Origin of the sequence: Enterobacter cloacae subsp. cloacae ATCC 13047, assembly GCF_000025565.1 — a bacterium.
Lineage (GTDB): Bacteria > Pseudomonadota > Gammaproteobacteria > Enterobacterales > Enterobacteriaceae > Enterobacter > Enterobacter cloacae.
Genome location: NC_014121.1, coordinates 1116886 through 1135587, shown reverse-complemented (window position 1 = coordinate 1135587; position 18702 = coordinate 1116886). Strand labels below are relative to the sequence as shown.

General features: G+C 51.2%; 17 protein-coding genes and 1 pseudogene. 11 read left to right on the top strand and 7 right to left on the bottom strand.

Annotated features, from left to right (window positions below; genetic code table 11):
* Positions 1-194: 194 nt before the first annotated feature.
* On the bottom strand, positions 195-1103 hold the full coding sequence (locus ECL_RS05365) for a LysR substrate-binding domain-containing protein (protein ID WP_013095771.1): 909 nt from the start codon (positions 1101-1103) through the stop codon (positions 195-197).
* 127 nt (positions 1104-1230) lie between these two features.
* On the opposite strand from ECL_RS05365, the gene ECL_RS05360 reads away from it, so the two are divergent.
* The 4 genes from ECL_RS05360 (at position 1231) to ECL_RS05345 (ending at position 6744) form a co-directional block, all read left to right on the top strand.
* Positions 1231-2418, top strand: coding sequence for an MFS transporter (locus tag ECL_RS05360; RefSeq protein ID WP_013095770.1), 1188 nt, complete (start codon positions 1231-1233; stop codon positions 2416-2418).
* Between the two features lie 11 nt (positions 2419-2429).
* A complete protein-coding gene (locus ECL_RS05355) occupies positions 2430-3611 on the top strand; it encodes an amidohydrolase (RefSeq protein ID WP_013095769.1) in 1182 nt (393 codons plus the stop codon).
* 118 nt (positions 3612-3729) lie between these two features.
* Positions 3730-4839: an AI-2E family transporter gene (locus ECL_RS05350; RefSeq protein WP_013095768.1), complete on the top strand. Its 1110-nt coding sequence runs from the start codon at positions 3730-3732 to the stop codon at positions 4837-4839.
* A gap of 120 nt (positions 4840-4959) precedes the next feature.
* Positions 4960-6744: a diguanylate cyclase gene (locus tag ECL_RS05345; RefSeq protein WP_013095767.1), complete on the top strand. Its 1785-nt coding sequence runs from the start codon at positions 4960-4962 to the stop codon at positions 6742-6744.
* Positions 6745-6775: 31 nt separating this feature from the next.
* Here the strand turns inward: ECL_RS05345 and ECL_RS05340 are convergent, their stop codons facing one another.
* Positions 6776-7285, bottom strand: coding sequence for a hypothetical protein (locus tag ECL_RS05340; protein WP_013095766.1), 510 nt, complete (start codon positions 7283-7285; stop codon positions 6776-6778).
* 16 nt (positions 7286-7301) lie between these two features.
* The gene (locus tag ECL_RS05335) at positions 7302-8201 is read right to left on the bottom strand and encodes a LysR family transcriptional regulator (protein WP_013095765.1); all 900 of its coding nucleotides are present in this window, start codon (positions 8199-8201) and stop codon (positions 7302-7304) included.
* A 99-nt stretch (positions 8202-8300) separates the two neighbouring features.
* Between ECL_RS05335 and ECL_RS05330 the strand changes: the two genes are divergently transcribed.
* The 6 genes from ECL_RS05330 to ECL_RS05305 all read left to right on the top strand — a co-directional run bounded on the left by ECL_RS05330 (position 8301) and on the right by ECL_RS05305 (position 13661).
* Positions 8301-9095: an SDR family NAD(P)-dependent oxidoreductase gene (locus tag ECL_RS05330; RefSeq protein ID WP_013095764.1), complete on the top strand. Its 795-nt coding sequence runs from the start codon at positions 8301-8303 to the stop codon at positions 9093-9095.
* A gap of 24 nt (positions 9096-9119) precedes the next feature.
* Complete coding sequence (locus tag ECL_RS05325; RefSeq protein ID WP_013095763.1) at positions 9120-10334, top strand: L-dopachrome tautomerase-related protein; 1215 nt, start codon at positions 9120-9122, stop codon at positions 10332-10334.
* Positions 10335-10552: 218 nt separating this feature from the next.
* Complete coding sequence (locus tag ECL_RS05320) at positions 10553-11224, top strand: hypothetical protein (RefSeq protein WP_013095762.1); 672 nt, start codon at positions 10553-10555, stop codon at positions 11222-11224.
* A gap of 393 nt (positions 11225-11617) precedes the next feature.
* Positions 11618-11875 carry a YjhX family toxin gene (locus ECL_RS05315; protein WP_013095761.1) on the top strand — a complete coding sequence of 86 codons (258 nt, stop codon included), beginning with the start codon at positions 11618-11620 and terminating at the stop codon, positions 11873-11875.
* A 10-nt stretch (positions 11876-11885) separates the two neighbouring features.
* Positions 11886-12632 carry an SAM-dependent methyltransferase gene (locus ECL_RS05310; RefSeq protein WP_013095760.1) on the top strand — a complete coding sequence of 249 codons (747 nt, stop codon included), beginning with the start codon at positions 11886-11888 and terminating at the stop codon, positions 12630-12632.
* A gap of 234 nt (positions 12633-12866) precedes the next feature.
* Positions 12867-13661 carry a DUF4225 domain-containing protein gene (locus ECL_RS05305; RefSeq protein ID WP_013095759.1) on the top strand — a complete coding sequence of 265 codons (795 nt, stop codon included), beginning with the start codon at positions 12867-12869 and terminating at the stop codon, positions 13659-13661.
* Here the strand turns inward: ECL_RS05305 and ECL_RS05300 are convergent.
* Entirely contained in the window at positions 13658-13978 is a 321-nt protein-coding gene (locus ECL_RS05300) for a hypothetical protein (protein WP_038418755.1), read from the bottom strand. The genes ECL_RS05305 and ECL_RS05300 overlap by 4 nt on opposite strands.
* A gap of 236 nt (positions 13979-14214) precedes the next feature.
* Here ECL_RS05300 and ECL_RS27885 point away from each other — a divergent pair.
* Positions 14215-14379: pseudogene (locus ECL_RS27885) on the top strand (tyrosine-type recombinase/integrase); the annotation flags it as partial.
* 49 nt (positions 14380-14428) lie between these two features.
* On the opposite strand, the gene ECL_RS05295 reads toward ECL_RS27885, so the two are convergent.
* The 3 genes from ECL_RS05295 to ECL_RS05290 form a co-directional block, all read right to left on the bottom strand.
* Positions 14429-15811, bottom strand: coding sequence for an HNH endonuclease signature motif containing protein (locus ECL_RS05295; protein WP_013095758.1), 1383 nt, complete (start codon positions 15809-15811; stop codon positions 14429-14431).
* 168 nt (positions 15812-15979) lie between these two features.
* The gene (locus ECL_RS27470) at positions 15980-16138 is read right to left on the bottom strand and encodes a hypothetical protein (RefSeq protein WP_165444162.1); all 159 of its coding nucleotides are present in this window, start codon (positions 16136-16138) and stop codon (positions 15980-15982) included.
* 733 nt (positions 16139-16871) lie between these two features.
* Positions 16872-18305, bottom strand: coding sequence for a hypothetical protein (locus ECL_RS05290; RefSeq protein WP_013095757.1), 1434 nt, complete (start codon positions 18303-18305; stop codon positions 16872-16874).
* Between the last annotated feature and the right edge of the window lie 397 nt (positions 18306-18702).

The following is an 18702-nucleotide window of genomic DNA, read 5'->3' as shown; positions in this document are numbered from 1 at the left end:
GTGTTATACCGCGATTAACATAAAAAAGCTAGACGACCAGACGCAACCGGGCGCGTCGCGCACTGAGTCGGGGATGGGTTGTGAGGATCACATACAGAATCGGACGCCAGGCCATAAGCACCTCCGCAAGCAGATACTTACAGCATGGCGCGGACGGCTGTGATTCTGGCTCAGACAAAAGTCGTATCTGTCCGCTACCAGCTAAACCCTCTGCATGCTTCGCGCAGGCGAATCAAAAACTGACGCGCGTTGGTGGTCATCGCCGACTTTTGCGACCACACCGCGCAATACTGCGCCGACGGCAGTTGGGTGATGGGCAACGCCACCAGCTTGTCATCAAGCTGCAGCGGCTGACACATTGCCCGCGCGACCACCGTCAGATAGTCCGCGTTAAGCACCATATTCAGCCCCGTGATGACGGAATCGGTGCGCAGCGGGGTGATATCCACCTGTCGATAAAAATGGCTGAGCTCATTTTGTAGCTGCTGGTAGTAGCCCATGGATGACTCCGGCAGCAGCCATTTGGCCTGACGCAGCGCCATCAGATCGCGGGCTTCTGCCAGTGGGTGCCCCTTGCGTGCGATGATGCAAAATGGCGAGGTAAACAGCGGTTCGATCATCACCCCTTCCGGCGGCGCCATCGGATCCACAGAGCCGATAGCCATATCTATTTCACCGTTTCGTACGCCAGGCAGGAGCGAGGAGAGCTGCCCCTCCTTCACCGTCAGCAAGACCTGGGGCAGCGTTTTCTTGAACGCCTCGGCCACATCGGGAAAGACGGTCAGCGCAATAAGCGAAGAGAACCCCACCGTCAGACGCCCGTGAGTAAAATGGTTAATCTGCTCCACTTCATCCGCCGCACGCCGCAGCTCTTCAAGCACCCACTCCGCCCGTTGGGAAAACGCCATTCCCGCCTCGGTAAGGGCAATCCCCTCTTTGCTGCGCAATAAAAGTTGGGTGCCTAAAGTTTGCTCAAGCTCACGCAATGTACGGCTCAATCCGGGCTGCGAAACGCCCAGTTCCCGTGCGGCCGAACGGATACTGCCGCTGCGCGCCACCTGACGAAAGGCCTGAAGATGGCCGAGTTTTGGCAGATATTTCATCGCTCGCCCTATAACAAAAAAGCATCACCTATAGCAAAATTATATCTTCCCGCCTGTCTGGTAAACCCCTAGATTCAGAGTGCACACAACAATTCTCATCACACTCTGACGTCAGGCGGAAAACACAATGAAAAGCCAGTCACAGATGATTTTTTTACTTTTTATCGGCTATGTCGTGGTCTACATCGATAAAACCGTAATGGGTTTTGCCCTGCTGCCGATCGAAAAAGAGTTCGGGCTTACCACCGCGCAGCTGGGCTATATCACCGGGATCTTCTTTCTCGCCTACTCTCTCTTTCAGGTGCCTGCTGGCTGGTTAAACGACCGAATCGGCTACAAAACCATGCTGATCCTTTCTCTGTGTGCGCTGGGGGTCTTCGCCCTCTGCTTTGGCGCGCTGGGTATGAGCGTTGGCCTGCTGCTGGTGTTTCGCTTTCTCTCCGGCGTGGGGCATTCCGGCTATCCCTGCTCCTGCGCGAAAGCGGTGGTCAGCAATTTTACGCTGGAAAAACGCACCTTCGCCCAGTCGGTCCTGCTCTCCTCCGCCGGGCTGGCGATGACCGTCGGGCCGATTGTGGCCGTCTCGGCGCTGGAACACCTGGGCTGGCACGCCTCCTTTGTGGCATTAGGGATCGTTGCCTGCGCCATCGCCCTGCTGATCGCCTTGCGCGTGCCGTATCAGAAACCCGCGCCACGCCAGGCCGCGCACGGGCAACACGAGGCGCTGTGGCGTAACCCTACGGTGCTGCTGCTGTTTTTCTCGGTGTTTTGCATCAATATCCCAAGCTATGGCCTCTTGGCCTGGCTGCCTAAATTCTTTGTCCAGAGCATGGGCATGCCGATTGAGGTGTCCGGTTATATCGTGGCGGCTGGCGGCGCGGGGATCTGGCTTTCGTCGTTGTGCACCGGCTGGCTGGTCGGAAAATACTTCCACCACCGCGAGCCACAGGTGATTTTGATCTGCGCACTGGTGAGCGCTGCTGCCATTCTCGGCATCTTCCACACCGCCACGGCGGTGAGTGCCAGCATCCTGCTGTTTGTGGGGGAGATCTTCCTGATGGCCACCTTTGTGACCGCGTTTACCCTGCCAATGAAACGCCTGCCGGAGAACATCATGGGCTCGGCCATCGGGCTGATAAACACCGGAGGGACGCTGGGGGGCTTCGTTTCACCGGTTGTTATTGGCTATCTCGTTGGAAAAAGCCACAGTTATGAAAGCGCATTTATTTTCTTGTCACTGGCAATGGTGTGCGCGGGCGTGGCGATAGTGCCATTGATAAAAAAACCTGCGCCCTCACTGCCGGTGACTGACTGAAGGAGACTGTCATGAAAAGTAGCACTGAAAACCTTATCCGCGACGTTCACGACGAGGTGATCCGCTGGCGCAGGCATATTCATGCCAACCCGGATCTCTCATTTCAGGAAAAGCCGACCGCAGATTTTATCTCCCGTGAACTGGCTAATCTGCCGGAGCTGACGATTAGCCGCCCGCTGGAGAACAGCGTGGTGGCGGTATTACAGGGTGAAAAACCCGGCCCGATGTGGGCACTGCGTGCTGATATCGACGCCCTGCCGCTGCAGGAAGAGAGCGGTGAAGCATTCAGCTCAACCAAACCCGGCGTAATGCACGCCTGCGGTCACGATGCCCACACCGCCATGCTGATGGGCGCGGCGAAAGTGCTTTGCCACCTGCGCAGCCAGCTGTGCGGCAGCATCAAGTTTATCTTCCAGCCTGCCGAAGAAGTGCCGCCGGGCGGCGCGCGCGAACTGGTGGAGAAAGGCGTGGTTGACGATGTCGAGAAGATCTTCGGTCTGCACGTTTTCCCGACCAGTCCTACCGGTAACATTACGCTGAAAGAAGGGGTCTATGTCGCCTCCAGCGATAATTTTGATATCACGATTTTCGGCCGGGGCGGACATGGCTCAATGCCGCAGTTCTGCATCGACCCGGTGGTAATCGGCGCTGAAGTTGTCACCGCGCTGCAAAACGTAGTGGCGCGTAATCTCGACCCGATTAACGCCCCGGTGCTGACCATCGCGACCTTCCAGGCCGGTGACAGCTATAACGTGATTCCGGACAGCGCCCGCCTGGCCGGAACGGTGCGTACTCATAATCAGCAGGTACGCGAGCAGGTACCGCAGCTGGTGCAGCGTATTGTCGAGGGCGTCGTCAGTGCCCACGGCGCGCGCTGTGAGATCCGCTGGCAGCAGGGTTACGCCGTTGGCAACAACCATGCCGACACCAATGCCATCGCCAAAGCGGCGATTGCAGCGCACTTCGAAGAAGGAACGCTGCAGCTTGCCGATCGGGCCCTGTTCGGAAGCGAGGATTTCTCCTCCTATCAGGAGAAAGTCCCGGGAACGTTTCTGTTCATCGGCTGCGGCAACGAGGAAAAAGGCGCGGTCTGGAACGTCCACAATCCACACTTTCGCATCGACGAAGCTGCGCTGGCGGTGGGCGTGAAAACGCACGTTGCGCTGGTGAGCCCGCTGTTTGAGGAGATTTGACCCCTCCCATCCTGACATTGCCCGGCGGCGCGTCGCCTGCGCCCCCCGGCGCAATGGTTGGTAAATCCGTCAATCAGTTCTATAGTCGTCACAGTTTCTTAGTAACCAGGACTGACTGATGCGCTTTAACGGACTGACCAAAGGTTTCTTTATCTTTATTCTCGCCCTCGTGACGTGGGCGTTTTTCGACGTGCTGTCGCCCTACTTCTCCGCCATTCTGTGGGCCGCCATTCTGACCGTTATCTTTAACCCGGTAAAAAACAAGCTGCGCGCCGCACTGGGAGATCGCAACGGGCTGGCCTCGCTGCTGACCATCGGCATTATCTGCCTGATTGTCTTTATCCCGTTGATGGTGATCTTCTCCTCGCTCGCCATAGAGCTGAACGTGGTGTACACCAAACTGCAGGAGAACAACACCCAGTTCCCGGAGGTGGTGGCGAGCATCTTTAACCATCTGCCGGACTGGGCCAGCGGTTTCCTCGCGGATCACAACCTGACCAACGCCGCGCAGATCCAGAAAAAACTCTCCGATGTCGCCCTGCAGGGCGGGCAGTATCTGGCGGGCAGCGCGTTTCTGATCGGCAAAGGGACGTTCGGCTTTGCCATTAGCTTCGGCATCATGCTGTATCTGCTGTTCTTCCTGTTGAAAGACGGGCCGTTCCTGGTGCGCCAGATCCTCGACTCCCTGCCTCTGTCCGATTTCGCCAAGCAGCACCTGTTCGCCAAGTTTGTCGGCGTCTCGCGGGCGACGGTAAAAGGCACGGCGGTTGTCGCGGTGGTTCAGGGCACGCTCGGCGGGATTGCGTTTGCCATTGCCGGTATCGACGGCAGCATCCTTTGGGGAGCGCTGATGGCCTTCCTCTCCCTGGTGCCTGCGGTGGGGTCGGCGATTGTCTGGGTTCCGGCCGCCATTTTCCTCTTCGCGACGCATCAGATCTGGCAGGGGTTGTTCATTGTCGGCTTCTTCGTGATTATCGTCGGGCTGGTGGACAATATCCTGCGCCCGCTGCTGGTAGGCAAAGACACCAAAATGCCGGACTACCTGATCCTGATCTCAACGCTTGGCGGCATGGAGCTGTACGGCATTAACGGCTTCGTGATTGGCCCGCTGATTGCCGCGCTGTTTATCGCCTGCTGGAACCTCTTCTCCGGTCGCGATCATGCGGGTAACGCCGAAGAGCTGGATGCCGCGTTTATTGAAGAAGGGAAAAATCCTCCAGATTTATAAACCGCTGACGATAACCTTCCCAACAGGCGGCGCTGTGCCGCCTTTTTTTTCGCCTTAAATCAAACGTTTTCTATAATTTGAAAGAACGCCATCCTTCTTTGGTCGTAAAAGGATCACCAGGTGCGAATCGCGACGATAACAAACTGGGCCTACGGTGCCACGGTCTGCCTGACCCTCGCTTCCGGCATCATCATGCTGATGGCGTCCAATGCTGACACCCTTGAGCGTCAGGCCGTTGAACAGCGGCAGAAATTTGATGCGCTCACGGAAGATATCGAAACCGATATCTGGGCGCAGTCTGATTTAGCCCGCCTGTACGTAATTAAAAAAGACCCGCAGATCCTCAGGGAATACAACCAGTCAGAGAACAAGCTGAAGAGTACCGAACTCCGGCTGGAAAAACTGCAGGATGTCGGCGCGTCAGATGATGAGCTGTCTCTGCTGCATGAAGGGATAAAAATCGTCGATGCGTTACAGGACGAGCAACAGGTCGCCCTCACCCACACGGCGCAGGGAGAAGATGCGCAGGCCATCGCCCTGCTCTACGGTGCGCCCTATGAACAGGAGCTGGAACGCGCCCAGAATCAGATCGATCACTTCCGCCAGATACTCGACAAGCGGGTGATCGCTTCCGTTCAGGAGGCAACCAAAAAATCGAAAACGCTGCGGACAGTCTCTGAAATGATGGTTGGCCTGACCGCCCTGCTGTTCCTGTTTGTGCTTGGTTTTATCTTAAAACGGCGCGTACTGCGCCCGGTGGTACGCCTGAGCGATGTGGTGCATCGCCTGGCGTCGCAGGACTATGCCGTAGAAACACCCAATTTCAACCAGATCGATGAGATTGGCGATATGGCGCAGGCGATTCGTATCTTTCGTGAAAATGGCCTTGCGCGGCAACGTCTGGAAAAAGAGCGCGACGCCGACTGGGCCATCCGAGAGCTGCTGGCGCGCATGACCCAGCGGCTGCAGGGGTGTGAGAACTTTGCGGACGTGATTAACGTAGCGGAGCTGTTCGCCCCCAATATCGCGCCGGGAATTGCCGGGCGGCTCTATATCCTCGACCGCGATCCGTGGCAGATGCGCTGCGTCGCGCAGTGGCTTTCGCCGCCAGGAGAGGATACGCCTTTCCATCCCGATGAGTGCTGGGCGGTCAGACGTGGGCAGAGCCATCCTCCGGTGAATGGCGAGCCGGATATCGCCTGCTACCATCTGCCGGCGTCGCACACGCATACGTCGCTCTGTGTTCCTATGATTGCCCAGGGCGAAGCCATTGGGTTGCTCTCCTTCCAGAACATCACTGCGGAAAATGCCCCTTCCCGCGCCTATCTGGAGCTGATGGCTGAAGCGCTCGGCCTGGCGCTGGCCAACCAACGTCTGCGCGATGCCCTGCTGGAAAAAGCCCTCTTCGATCCGCTCACCGGCTTGCGTAACCGTCATCATCTGGAAGATACCCTGCGCACCCAAATGGCGCAGGCGGTGCGCAATGAAGAGCCGGTAAGCTGCCTGATGATCGACATCGACCACTTCAAAAGCATCAATGACCGCTTTGGTCATGAAGCGGGCGATCAGGTCATCAAAAGCGTGGCCTCCATCGTACAACGCGCCGTACACGACAGCGGGCTGGCATTCCGCTATGGCGGCGAAGAGTTTCTGGTGCTGCTTTCCGGCGTTGATGAAGAGGCGGCGCAGGCGTGCGCCAAAGAGATTTATAACGGCGTGCATGAACTGTCGCTGCGCTATGGGCTTTCAGAGATTGGCCCGGTGGATGTGTCGATTGGCGTCGCCAGCTATCCGCAGCACGCTCAGAGCGATAACCTGCTGCGCGCTGCCGACGTGGCCTTATACCGGGCGAAAGAGCTGGGCCGTTCGCGTATTGTAAGCTTTGGGATGCTGGAGGCGGGCTAACGGTGATTTTCGCGCCCTGAGCTTCACCGATTCAGGCGCGCGTGATCGCCCAGAGCACCACAATCCCCAGCGCATTACTCCGCTTTTCCACGTACAGGGTAGAGTTGGAATAGACGTTACCCTTCGGGTTACAGATGCGGATCTCTTTTTTTAACTCCGGCTCGTAAACTTCTGCCCCCGAGCAGCTGTGGCGGGTACTGGATTCATACCGGTAAGGTTTGCTCCATGAGGAATAGTCTCCCTCCAGTAGCCAGGCCGTTGTAAAAATCACGAACATGGCAACCGGCAGGCTGCAAATGAAGAAGCCGAGGTATAGTTTTATCGCGCCAGCAACACGCTTGCCTTTCAGTCGTCCCTTTCTGATAAAAATAACCATCGGCACCAGCGCCAGCAGCAACGCCCCTCCGGCCAGATACTGCTCCCCGCGGATCGTAAGGTATGTCACGCGATAAACGTTAACTGACCAGACCACAAAACCAGATAGCAGTGCTATACCGCCCACGATGAGTGGGAGCCAAAAGGTATAAGTCTCTTTTTTCATGGTGGACATATCCTTGTCATTTTTGGTTGGTGAGAAGATCAATCATCGCCCGGGTGGCCGCCGACTGGCGTCGATGTGGCGCAAAGAGCACGGAGAACGGCCGCGACCGTCCACGCAGGTGTGGCAGCACCTCAACTAACTGACCGCGCTGTATCCTGTCGCGGACGATAAATTCATAGCTCTGGCAGATCCCCATCCCCTGCTCCGCCAGCGAAACCACGCCGAGTACATCTTCTGAGATTTCGATAGTTGAACCCGGCAGCCAGTCAATATCACGTTCCTCATCACGAAACACCCAGGGGGCAATGCGCCCGGTACGCGGCATGATAAAGGGCAGGCAGGTGTGACGATGCAACTCCTCCAGCGTCTGCGGGCTCCCCATGCGGTGCAGGTAATCAGGCGATGCGACCAGCAGCAGCGCCGCGTCCTCCAGCTTGCGCGCAACTAACCCACTGTCGGGCAACTGCCCCAGGCGAATCGCCAGATCGAATCCCTCCGCAATCAAATCAACGTTGCGATTGGTGATGTTCAGCTCCACCTGAACGCGTGGGTAGTGTTGGGCAAAGCGCGCCAGCAGCGGCGGCAGACGGTAGTGCCCGTAGGTGGTTGGAACGCTCATTCGCACGCGACCGGTCAGATCGCCTTCCTGGCCCCGCCCCTCGCGTTCGGCGTCATCAAGCAGTGCAAACGCAGACCTCGCCTGTTCCAGATAAACGCGTCCGGCCTCCGTCAGCCCCACGCGGCGGGTCGTTCGCTGTAATAACTGCCGTCCAAGACGCGCTTCCAGGCGGGAAACCGCGCGACTCAGGACAGAGGGTGTGGTGGAAAGGACAACCGCTGCGGCAGTAAAAGAGCCGTGTTCAACGACAGTAATGAAGACTTCAACGTCTCCGAGATAATCGAATTTGCGGCTCATTTTGCTCTTTCAGGAACAAATGTTTTTCAATCTGGCTAATTTATCCCCTCCGGAGTGATGAGTAAAGTGAGCTGCATTCATCATCAGAGGGTAAACACTATGGATCTTCAACTCACCGGTAAGACCGCGCTGGTTACGGGCGCAACCGCAGGCATTGGTTTGGCCATCGCCCGCACGCTCGCTCAAGAAGGGGTTGCCGTCACCCTTACCGGACGCGACCCGGCAAAGCTGCAAAAAGCCGCGGCCACCATCACCGACGCGACGCCTGACGCACAGGTCTCCACCGTTGTCGTTGACCTCGGTACCATGAATGGAGCAGAAGCCCTGTTCGCCGCCTGCCCTGATACCGATATTCTGATTAATAACCTGGGGTTCTACGAAGCCAAAGCCTTCGCGGATATTAACGATGAAGACTGGCTGCGCATGTTCAACACCAATGTGATGTCCGGCGTCCGCCTCTCACGCCACTACTTCCCGCGCATGCTGGAGCGGAACTGGGGACGGGTAATTTTTATATCCAGCGAAGTGGGCGCCTTTACGCCGCCAGACATGGTGCATTACGGCGTCAGCAAATCAGCGCAGCTTGCTGTTTCGCGCGGTATGGCCGAACTGACCCGGGGAACCGGCGTGACGGTTAACAGCGTGCTGCCGTCGGCGACGCGCTCGGACGGCATTATTGAGTACCTTCGCCAGACCGCGCCTGCACCGGATATGACCGATCGGGAGATCGAAGCGCATTTCTTCCAGACCTACCGCCCCAGCTCGTTGATAGCCAGAATGATTGAGGCAGACGAGATCGCGGCGATGGTCGCTCTGTTAGCCAGCCCACTGGGCGCGGCATCCAACGGGGCGGCTGTACGCGTCGAGGGCGGCACGTTCCGTTCCATCCTTTAATGCTGAACTCACCGGAGCCTTTTCATGTTCATTCGCACCCGTAGTCTGTCCGCCATTGCGCTGGCGGCGCTGATCGCTTTCCCGAGTCTCGCCAGTGCGGCGACGCTCCAGCCCCTTGAACGCTGGCGCAGCTATGCTGGCGTGAGCTGGGATACCCCGCAGAATGGGCAAACGCCGACGCGGTTTTCCGGCTCGGTTAACGCGCCCATTGCCGGTATCCATTTTGATGCAAAGGGCCGGACCTTTGTCAGTACGCCCCGGCTGGTTTCTGCCGCCGCCCCCGCCACGCTGAGCATTCTGGATACGACTGTTCAGTCCGGCCCTGCCCGCCTGACGGCGTTTCCGTCACGCGAGGGGAACGCGGTAAACACCGATCCCGCGCAGAACCTGCGCAACGTGCTTGGCTTTTATATTGATCGTCAAAACGGCTGGCTATGGGCGCTGGACATGGGGTTTGTCGCAGGCGAAGCGGAGTCGCCCGTGGGCTCGCAGAAACTGGTCGTGCTGGATCTCAACACAGGCCGCACCCTTAAACGTATCGCCCTGGATGGCGTGGCGGACCGCAAAGCCAGCTTCCTGAACGATGTGGTTGTCGATGAGAAACGCCGTGTCGCCTATATCTCCGACAGCGGCTCGCGGAGCGCACCGGAAAACCGCGTGGGCCTTATCGTCGTAGATTTCACCACCGGCACGGCGCGACGCGTGCTCGACCGTCACCCTGCGCTACAGATTGAGCCAGGCGTCAACGTGGTTTCACACGGTGCGGAGGTCTGGCCGGGTAAACCCTTATTAATTGGCATCAACGGTATTGCGCTCTCCCCGGATGCGGGCACGCTGTACTGGACGGTCACAACGGGAACCCATGCCTGGGCAGTGCCCACGGCATTGCTGAGACAGGCAGGATCAACCGATGCGCAGATTGCCGCCAGTATCCAGGATCTCGGCGTGGTGGGCGGTAACACCGACGGTCTTGTAACCGATGCAAAGGGCAACCTCTATATCACGGATGTCACCCGCAACGGAATTGTCCGGTTTGATCCGAAGCACCGCGCTATGTCGCTTATCGCCGCCAGCGAAGACGTTTACTGGCCAGACACACCGGCAATCCGTCCGGACGGAGATTTGATCTTTACCTCGAGTCGCCTCAATGACCACTTCGCGGGAGCCGTTAAACCCGGAGAGGAACGCTATGATTTGTGGCGTTTGCCTCTCGGTGCATCACATAATACGGGCGAATAATAAAATACCCGTGGCTGGATAATCGCGAACGATTATTGATGCGGGTCAAAGGAATGTGGCTGATTGACTAAAGAACAAGGTCAGGGAGTCGATATTTATCTGGGTAGCTGTCAGCCTGTGTCTGCAGGCTGACAACTCTGCCGGGCAAGATAAACGGCCCTTTTCGGCTCAGGATCATCCACGCAGCCACCTAAATAAAATTATCTCATGGAGAGAAAATGAAAGTTCGTCTTCTAGCGATTGTATCTGCATCCTTAATTCTTGCGGGCTGTGCTGGCTCGGTAAAACCCGACACCGTGAAAGCGGCAAATGGCAGCGCAATTGATATTTATAGCGTATCAGCACTGCCGGAACTGAATGACAACCGTATCGCCGACAACACGCTGCGCGAAGTGACCCCGACGCATGCCGCAGCCGGTATGGGGCTTGCCGTTCTCGGCGCGTTAACAGGTAACATTAACTCCGGTGACTTTGATAAAGAGAACTATAAAGGGACAGCGATCGAAACCCTGCAAAACCCGACGAACAGCTGGTTTGTTCCTAAAGCGAAACAAAATATCAGCAAGTGGCTGAACGAAAAAGGCAATGGCCACGTTTACAAGCAGCCGCTCTATATTGGTAAAGCAACCTGGGCGCTGATCTATAAAGACGCCACCGCGACCACACCTCTCTATCAGCTGAAATATAAAGTCCTGTTCTATAAACGCCCGGAAAGCGGAAATATGTTCTCTGCATTTACGGTAGCGGAATGCGCCCCTACGCCAGTTGAAGCGCCACTGAGCGAGTGGAGTGCAAATAATTACCAAAAAGTGACCACTCAAACCGAAAGCTATATGAAAAGCTGCCTGCTTGAGCTGGACAACCAGCTGCCGCGTTTGCTGAAGCTGTGATGTGATGTACGGCCCGCTTCGTGCGGGCTTGTGTGGGAGTACGCTCATCCTGAAATACCATGGGGTTTCAGGATAAAAAAGATAGATAGCCGGACCACAGGCTTACCTTTTCACTTCCAGCCTGCCGGGAATACAACATTCTGGCGCCGCCCCCTACCCTTCTGGATCACACTTTTTATCCCTGGCTATTCACTTACCAAAAAGCGGTGTTATCATTCGCCTCGTAAATACCTTTCAACTCTACCCGAGGCTTTGATGCTGGAGAATGTAATCATCTGATAATCAGCACCCCGACCTTTCAGGCCGGACTGATTATCAATGCGCTGAAATCGAATGCGGACACCGCTGTGTGTTTGCACGTTTTGCACATGATGATTAAACAGGTTTTCCAGTATGAATTTATCCCGTCAGGAACAACGTACCTTACACGTTCTCGCTAAAGGTGGACGTATTGTGCACGTCCGCGATGCATCTGGCCGCGTCACTTCTGTTGAATGCTACAGCCGGGAAGGGCTTCTGCTCACCGACTGCACACTCGCCGTCTTTAAAAAACTCAAAACCAAAAAGCTGATCAAATCCGTCAACGGTCAGCCCTACCGCATCAATACCACCGGGCTGAACAACGTTCGCGCCCAGCCTGATAATCGATAAGGAGAGGATTATGGATATCCCACGTATTTTTACTATCAGCGAAAGTGAACACCGCATTCACAACCCCTTCACGCCAGAGAAGTACGCCACGCTGGGCCGCGTGTTACGCATGAAGCCAGGCGCGCGCATTCTCGATCTCGGCAGCGGCTCGGGAGAGATGCTGTGTACCTGGGCACGTGACTACGGCATTACCGGTACCGGCATCGACATGAGCCCGCTCTTCACCGCGCAGGCAAAGCTGCGCGCGGAAGAGCTTGGCGTCAGTGAACGCGTTCATTTTATTCATAACGACGCGGCGGGCTACGTGACGGATGAAAAATGCGACGTGGCGGCCTGCGTAGGTGCAACCTGGATTGCGGGCGGCGTCGCCGGGACGCTCGAACTGCTGGCAAAGAGCCTTAAGCCAGGCGGACTGGTGCTTATCGGCGAACCGTACTGGCGTCAGGTGCCTGCAACGGAAGAGATTGCCCAGGCCTGTGGCGCCTCGTCGGTGGCCGATTTCCTCACCCTGCCCGACCTTGTCGCCTCTTTCGATGAACAGGGCTATGACCTGGTCGAAATGGTACTGGCAGACCAGGAAGGCTGGGATCGGTATGAAGCGGCTAAATGGCTGACCATGCGCCGCTGGCTGGAGGAGAACCCTGACGATGACTTTGCGCATGAGGTTCGGGCAGAGCTGACGAATGCGCCTAAACGCCATGTGACGTATACGCGGGAATACTTTGGCTGGGGCGTGTTTGCCTTAATCGCGCGATAAAAAGGAGCAGGCGATATAACCCAAAGGTTATATCGCCTTTTTGCAGGGTGCGCACAATATAATGCCTGTCGTACTTAATTATCGTTAATTGTTCCCTTTATTTGTCATCGTAATTACAGGTGGTTATTCTTTTACTGGCGTGAGATGAATACCAGGGGATCGTCTATTGAGAAAAACCGATGAGGAGAATATATTGCCCATAAAACAGCCAGGCACATTAATGAAGGAAGCATGATGGATATTGCGCTGCTTAACAGGGGATGGAATAGAACCTGGTCAGATACGATGGTGAATCTGGAAGCCCGAAAGGTCATCGAAACTGCAAATCGACTGTCATCTTACTATTTACAAGATGGTCTAACACGTATCAAGTTTGTTGAGGAAATAAAACAGGTCGTAGAAAAAGAGTTCGCGACAGCACGGCGGGCGAAAACCGATGAAGAATGCATTGAATGCCTCAAAAATCTGCGTGCTGAAAAAGAGAATCTTCTTGAGCAAGAGCGCTTGTTAAGGACGAGGTCTGCTCAGCTTTATGCGAAGGTCGAGTTTGTCAGGGAAAATAATAAAATTGTTGGGTATGTGATTTCGGCAGTAAATATTGTGATATCCGGAGTGACCGCATTTGGTGGGGCAATGCTCATGTTTACCGGGACACCTATTGGTATTCTTGCAGGTGCAATTCTTGTTATAGATGGTATGAATGGAATATCAAAAGAGTTTATTAATTTTAAAAGAGACAGCAATGCAAAGTCAGAGGGAATAGCTGCTGATCAATCAATGGAAATAGCAAAATTCATGGGATTTAAGCCTGAAACTGGACTCGCTGTTTACAAATCTTTTTCTTTAAGCGCAAGCGGTTACACCATCTTTGGCTTGTCGAGGAAAGCTGAAGCGTGGAGGCTTTTCCGTTATATACCAAGCGACTACTATCGGAAAGTGACAACTATGAGCACTCCAAAGCTCACAATGAAAATCGTGGGATATGGTTTGAAGGCCAAGGTCATCTTTGATCTGATGAGTATTGATTAACTTTTTTCAGACCTGACATGCCGCCATGATTTGTAGGAAATGATTGGTGGCTGAGCAAAACCACATATCAAGAAAACAATCAGTATTGAAATCCCTCCTGAGAAAACATACCAATGATCATCCTGTTTTGAAAAAACGAGATAGATGAAAAAAAGTATGCCACAAGAGAAAATCCATAGTAGAGTTTTAAATCTTCTTGCTAAATCGTGGACTACCTCATCAAGATCCCCGCCATAATTCGCGATATTATTATTCAACTTTTGTATTTCTTTGCGAGTAAATCCAGAATGCAACAAAGAGTCTTCTGTGATCTTCATCCTTCTCTCCTCTGTTCATGCAATGTCCGTTTCGAGGGATGAGTATACTGATGTACTTTATCGCAATCCAGCCGAAAGTTTGCGGCGGGGTCTATGCCTTTTAGTTATCCTCTGGTGGGCTCAAGGCGTTGCGACTATTCAATGTTTCTCGAGCGTATGCGGTTTGTCTAAGAAACTGATTTCGGATAATAGCATCCATAAAGCTTTATTAATGGTACAAGCAACAACCTTGCCGGCATAACCTGCGAAAGAGTCGAGGCCGTGTCATGTTCAATGCTGGAGTGGCTATAGAAACTATCACCCATTTCTTCGGACAGAGAGATCCACGCTCTACTATGTATTACATCGGGTATGGTCAGGACGTGCAGGACGATTTAACAGACGAGTTTTCTTTGGAATAGTGGCGGATTGTACTTATTCTAAAATAGACCAAAGGTTGAAAGTAACGTATCAACCGGATCTAATTTTCAAAAATAATTTCCATTTACTGCGCAGTTTATTCTCGTCTAACTTCACAGTATGTGCCTCTATTCTTTTACCCTCAAACATATGGGCATATATACATTCAACATTGAAATGTACGGTTAGAGTATCTGGATTTATACCAAGTTGGCCGTTATCGAACATTCGATGACAATCCGAGGTAAGTAGGATGCCGTTACTGGTATCCATATTATGCGAGGAACAATAATTCTCTAAATGACAGGCTTGAAGCAAAGATTGAATTGATTGCCCAGTTACAGCACACCTACCTTTGAAGTTGGTCTCAACTCTCCTTCGAAAACTTTGTTGGTCACTAATTCTTCTTAACTGCAAGGTACGCTGAACATTACTCGAAATTAATTTAAGATCCACTAATTCAGGGTAGGAATTACTTTTTTCATTTTTCTTTCTTACCGCACCAGAATCTTTTTTACCAAGAGAAATTTTATAGCCTACTGTGATAAAATCATATAATACCCTTTCAGATCGCCCTTGTTCCTTGGCTATTTCACGCGCATCCGCTTCAGTCTTACCTCTTAATGAAATTAAGTAAGCGAGCGTGTTAAAATATGTATACTTACCTGATTCAACTTTACTGTCATAATATTTTGAAGATAGTTCACGGCTTTTTGCGATCTTGTACGCTTGCGTGACAGGGATAATCCTTATCAACTGGCTGTACAGTTCGCTATTAAAATAAAATTCCGGCACTTCAATTTTGGTTGTTGAATTGGTATCTAATTTTGTAATCACCTTTGCAGGTGATCTCTTCCTCGTATCAGTTCTTTCTTCTTGAATAATTTTAGTATGCGTAACGCGAGAAATTAAAGCCATTCTCTCCAACTCAGCCTGAGCTTCTTTGGCAATTAACTCTTTACGCAACCTTTCACGCTCCAAAGTCTTCTCATTCAATGGCAGGAAACTACGATTTTCATGGCTGATGGTAAACTGATTCGGTGGGATAGTTTTCTTGAAAGATCTAACCTGAATAGATTTTCTATAATTTTCGCGTGCAACTCTCCTCTCCTGCTTAAATATTGAGCAAGGCTCCTTTAGAGTTTGTGCAGGCGTATCCTTAGTTCTATTCCTGATCTCATAATTTATTGATTTAATGATTTCTGAAACTTCTTTCTTCTTCTCGTTAGATGTTACCGGATCGTTTATTTTTTCAGAGTATTCATTTTTTATCCTGATCAATTCAGTTAGAGACATTTCTTGTGCATGAAGTTTTCTTTTGGTTTGTTTTTGCTGTTCTCCAACACTTGATGTAACAAGTTTGGTGATAGCGCTTTCAGGCTCGCTATTTTTTGCAGCATTCAACAAAGCATCAGCAAGAATACTATTCTTCATTAGCCGTTACCCTTCCTTGAAATCTAACATACAAATCTCTACTAGAGCTTCGCCCATCACGTATCTCCACCACCCCTATCGGATTAATCTTAGGTTAACCAAGGTGCCTACAATGCGCAACCAACAGATTTTGGACAATACAAGCCATTTAGCGGCGTGATCGGTAGTTTAAAACATGGTGTTAGCCGCTCGCGCCAACTTAATTTCCTCACGCTCTTCCTGCTTCTTAGCAAGCGATGCTTTCCCCTCCGGCGTAGCCAGGAATTTACGAGCGTGTATTTTTCGATTGTTGCGCTTCGTGGCTGCTTTTTGGTTAGCTTTTGACATGATATCCCCTCCGCTGAATCTGCCAGCGCTCAACGTACAGCAGAGAGACAGTACAACGAAAGTTACAATGGTGCAGATAATAGATGACCATTACGTGCCGTGTTGGGCACATAAGAAAAGGCAGCGCGTAGCGCTTCCGCAGGGTGTAATCCCTTCGCAGGGAGGATAAAGCCTTAGCACGTTCTCTTATCAGGTGATCGTTATACTCCGGTGATCGAAACCGTGGCAGAGCCGGATTCTTTCCCGATCCGGTTAGCTTCCCACATTACGCCTGTTTATTCTCTGCAACGTCATCTCGACGTGTAGCATCATTGAGCGCCGCACGAAGCGCGGAACGTATCGCTAAGGGTTCAAGTGATGTGTTTAGAGAGTCCGGCAACTCTTTCAGCTTCAAGGGATGGCAAAATTTCTAATGCTGTTCGGGCTTGAGCCTGGTAACTACCCGTCAGTACGTTGCTCAATCCTTGAGCCGATACAACGCAAAGGCGTTTACCAAGTGTTATCAAGGATGATAATGAAAGATACAATCCTTTAGGTTTTTGACGCTAACTGATTGATTTTGTTAGATGGTGCCGATAATAGGAATAAAACGACCAAGCAATGCATTGTTTTATAATGAAAAATAAAATAAGCATTCTGTACATGCCCCCAAAAATGCCCCAATTAGATTGGCTATCATTCCTCCAATGATGCGGTAATTATCCAATATGAACAATTACCGCAATTCAGGAACCTAGCCAATCAATGACATCCAGAGCTTGCGCAGGTGTGGGAACAACTGGTCATTTTTTGTCTGATACTCTTCTATAAGCATTAAGATGTCATCATCATCCAATGGCAGAATGTATCCACGATCGTCTTTGGCAGTGTCTTTGCAGCTTTGATATAGTTTTTCTTTATTTTCTATACTCCGACAAACCAATATTCCCACTTTTCCTCTACTAATCGAGAAGCGCCCGGATAACTGATCTAACTCTGGATTACCAACTTCTTTACCATAATTTTTACATTCTATGTATATCATTGAAGAGGGATAGTGCAAGCCAATCCACTTAAAAAAACCAAATGTGGCTTCATTGCAATATGAAATATCAATTCTCTTTCTTCCATCATGAATCTTATGCTGCTTTGTAGGATGACAAAAAGAAGGGTAAAATAAAATTGAAAATAACTTCTCTATCAGATCTTCATATTTAGTTGCATCATCCCTGCCTGGAACTATGGATTTTAACTCGTCAATAAATGGCTGAAAATCTACTTTAGGCGATTCATTTTCCATTTCCGCAAAATCAGAATGTGGTAATGGCTCAGAAGGCGCATCATTTTTCCTCACTCTATATTCATCAAGAACATGAGGGTACTTAAGGGTTTGCTCTACAATCGCGAGCTTGTCTTTCCCATATTTCTCCATCAGACTTTTTTTAGTAACCCTATGCTTACCGTTCTTCAACAACTGAATTAGTTCTGAGCCAGCTTTTAAATGTTGCTTTTGCATTTCAGGTAATAAAAAATGTCTATAGTATTCATCATGCTGATAAGTTATTTGATGTCTGACAATTATTTTCGGAACAAGAATCACTTTACCTTCATTAGTCATCGGCAACGAGACATATCCCTGCTCCCACTTCTCCTCTCTTGGATTCCAGATAGGCCCAGATGGGACATTATCAGTTAACTTAATATCATAGTAATTACAAATATCTTGCGTGTATTTTATTAACGGGCCTCTTAATATATTTGAAACTGCATCTGAAATCATGTCAGTTCCAATGCCCTCAATTAATAAGGCAGTATCTTCTAAATCTTGTAACAGACCAGACTTCGCAGCCTTGCTCTTTGTCAAAGCTCCCCAAACAGTCTTTGCAGCGCCTTCACCAAAACCATGGCCTCTTGATTTCCCACTCGAGTATCCTAAATGATACTCATTCCTTTCGTTTAAACATGAAAGTAGATTTTGTGCTTTAACATCTTCACCATTTTTAATTAGTTTCAGAACTGTTTCAAAATAATTTTGAAGATGTGAAGACAATTCATTACCCCAAGGCGAGTTAAGTGACTTTATTGCCGCAGGATCTAAAAACACCTCAATATCTGTATCTAAAGGAACATCTACGAAATCTAATTCCGATTGATTCCTTTTAACTCCAAAAAATTCCGAAAAACGCATATGCATTCCTCTACAGTTTTAATAGTGTTTTATTAATAAACCATGACCTGATTCATTGGTCAACAAAAGTCGATTTTGGCCAAAATCGCACTACACCGCACCCGCCTGCGGTTTTCAGATCGCAAAAATTTTTCAGTTGGGATTTTTTACAAATGATAGCGCCAGACCGCGCCACAACTGGGGATTTACAACGAGCAGGGAACTGAAAAGAGTGAAAAGAATTTCAGCTTTTTTCAGTTTAGCTTTACTCCAACATCATAACCACTTGAATTAAGCTATTGATAGTAAAGAGATATAAAATTTTAGGTGAGATTTCTCATGATAACTGACGGCACACTTAAAAGTTAAGAAACTGATTCTTATAGACATTGTTCTTAAGCAACTGAAATTTAATGAA

Excerpts from the sequence above, each read along its gene's own strand:
- ECL_RS05300 (WP_038418755.1), bottom strand. The coding sequence starts at position 13,978 with ATGAAGATCACAGAAGACTCTTTGTTGCATTCTGGATTTACTCGCAAA.
- ECL_RS05335 (WP_013095765.1), bottom strand. The coding sequence starts at position 8,201 with ATGAGCCGCAAATTCGATTATCTCGGAGACGTTGAAGTCTTCATTACT.
- ECL_RS05355 (WP_013095769.1), top strand. The coding sequence starts at position 2,430 with ATGAAAAGTAGCACTGAAAACCTTATCCGCGACGTTCACGACGAGGTG.
- ECL_RS05320 (WP_013095762.1), top strand. The coding sequence starts at position 10,553 with ATGAAAGTTCGTCTTCTAGCGATTGTATCTGCATCCTTAATTCTTGCG.
- ECL_RS05305 (WP_013095759.1), top strand. The coding sequence starts at position 12,867 with ATGGATATTGCGCTGCTTAACAGGGGATGGAATAGAACCTGGTCAGAT.
- ECL_RS27470 (WP_165444162.1), bottom strand. The coding sequence starts at position 16,138 with ATGTCAAAAGCTAACCAAAAAGCAGCCACGAAGCGCAACAATCGAAAA.
- ECL_RS05365 (WP_013095771.1), bottom strand. The coding sequence starts at position 1,103 with ATGAAATATCTGCCAAAACTCGGCCATCTTCAGGCCTTTCGTCAGGTG.
- ECL_RS05315 (WP_013095761.1), top strand. The coding sequence starts at position 11,618 with ATGAATTTATCCCGTCAGGAACAACGTACCTTACACGTTCTCGCTAAA.
- ECL_RS05340 (WP_013095766.1), bottom strand. The coding sequence starts at position 7,285 with ATGAAAAAAGAGACTTATACCTTTTGGCTCCCACTCATCGTGGGCGGT.
- ECL_RS05310 (WP_013095760.1), top strand. The coding sequence starts at position 11,886 with ATGGATATCCCACGTATTTTTACTATCAGCGAAAGTGAACACCGCATT.
- ECL_RS05350 (WP_013095768.1), top strand. The coding sequence starts at position 3,730 with ATGCGCTTTAACGGACTGACCAAAGGTTTCTTTATCTTTATTCTCGCC.
- ECL_RS05295 (WP_013095758.1), bottom strand. The coding sequence starts at position 15,811 with ATGAAGAATAGTATTCTTGCTGATGCTTTGTTGAATGCTGCAAAAAAT.
- ECL_RS05330 (WP_013095764.1), top strand. The coding sequence starts at position 8,301 with ATGGATCTTCAACTCACCGGTAAGACCGCGCTGGTTACGGGCGCAACC.
- ECL_RS05360 (WP_013095770.1), top strand. The coding sequence starts at position 1,231 with ATGAAAAGCCAGTCACAGATGATTTTTTTACTTTTTATCGGCTATGTC.
- ECL_RS05290 (WP_013095757.1), bottom strand. The coding sequence starts at position 18,305 with ATGCGTTTTTCGGAATTTTTTGGAGTTAAAAGGAATCAATCGGAATTA.
- ECL_RS05325 (WP_013095763.1), top strand. The coding sequence starts at position 9,120 with ATGTTCATTCGCACCCGTAGTCTGTCCGCCATTGCGCTGGCGGCGCTG.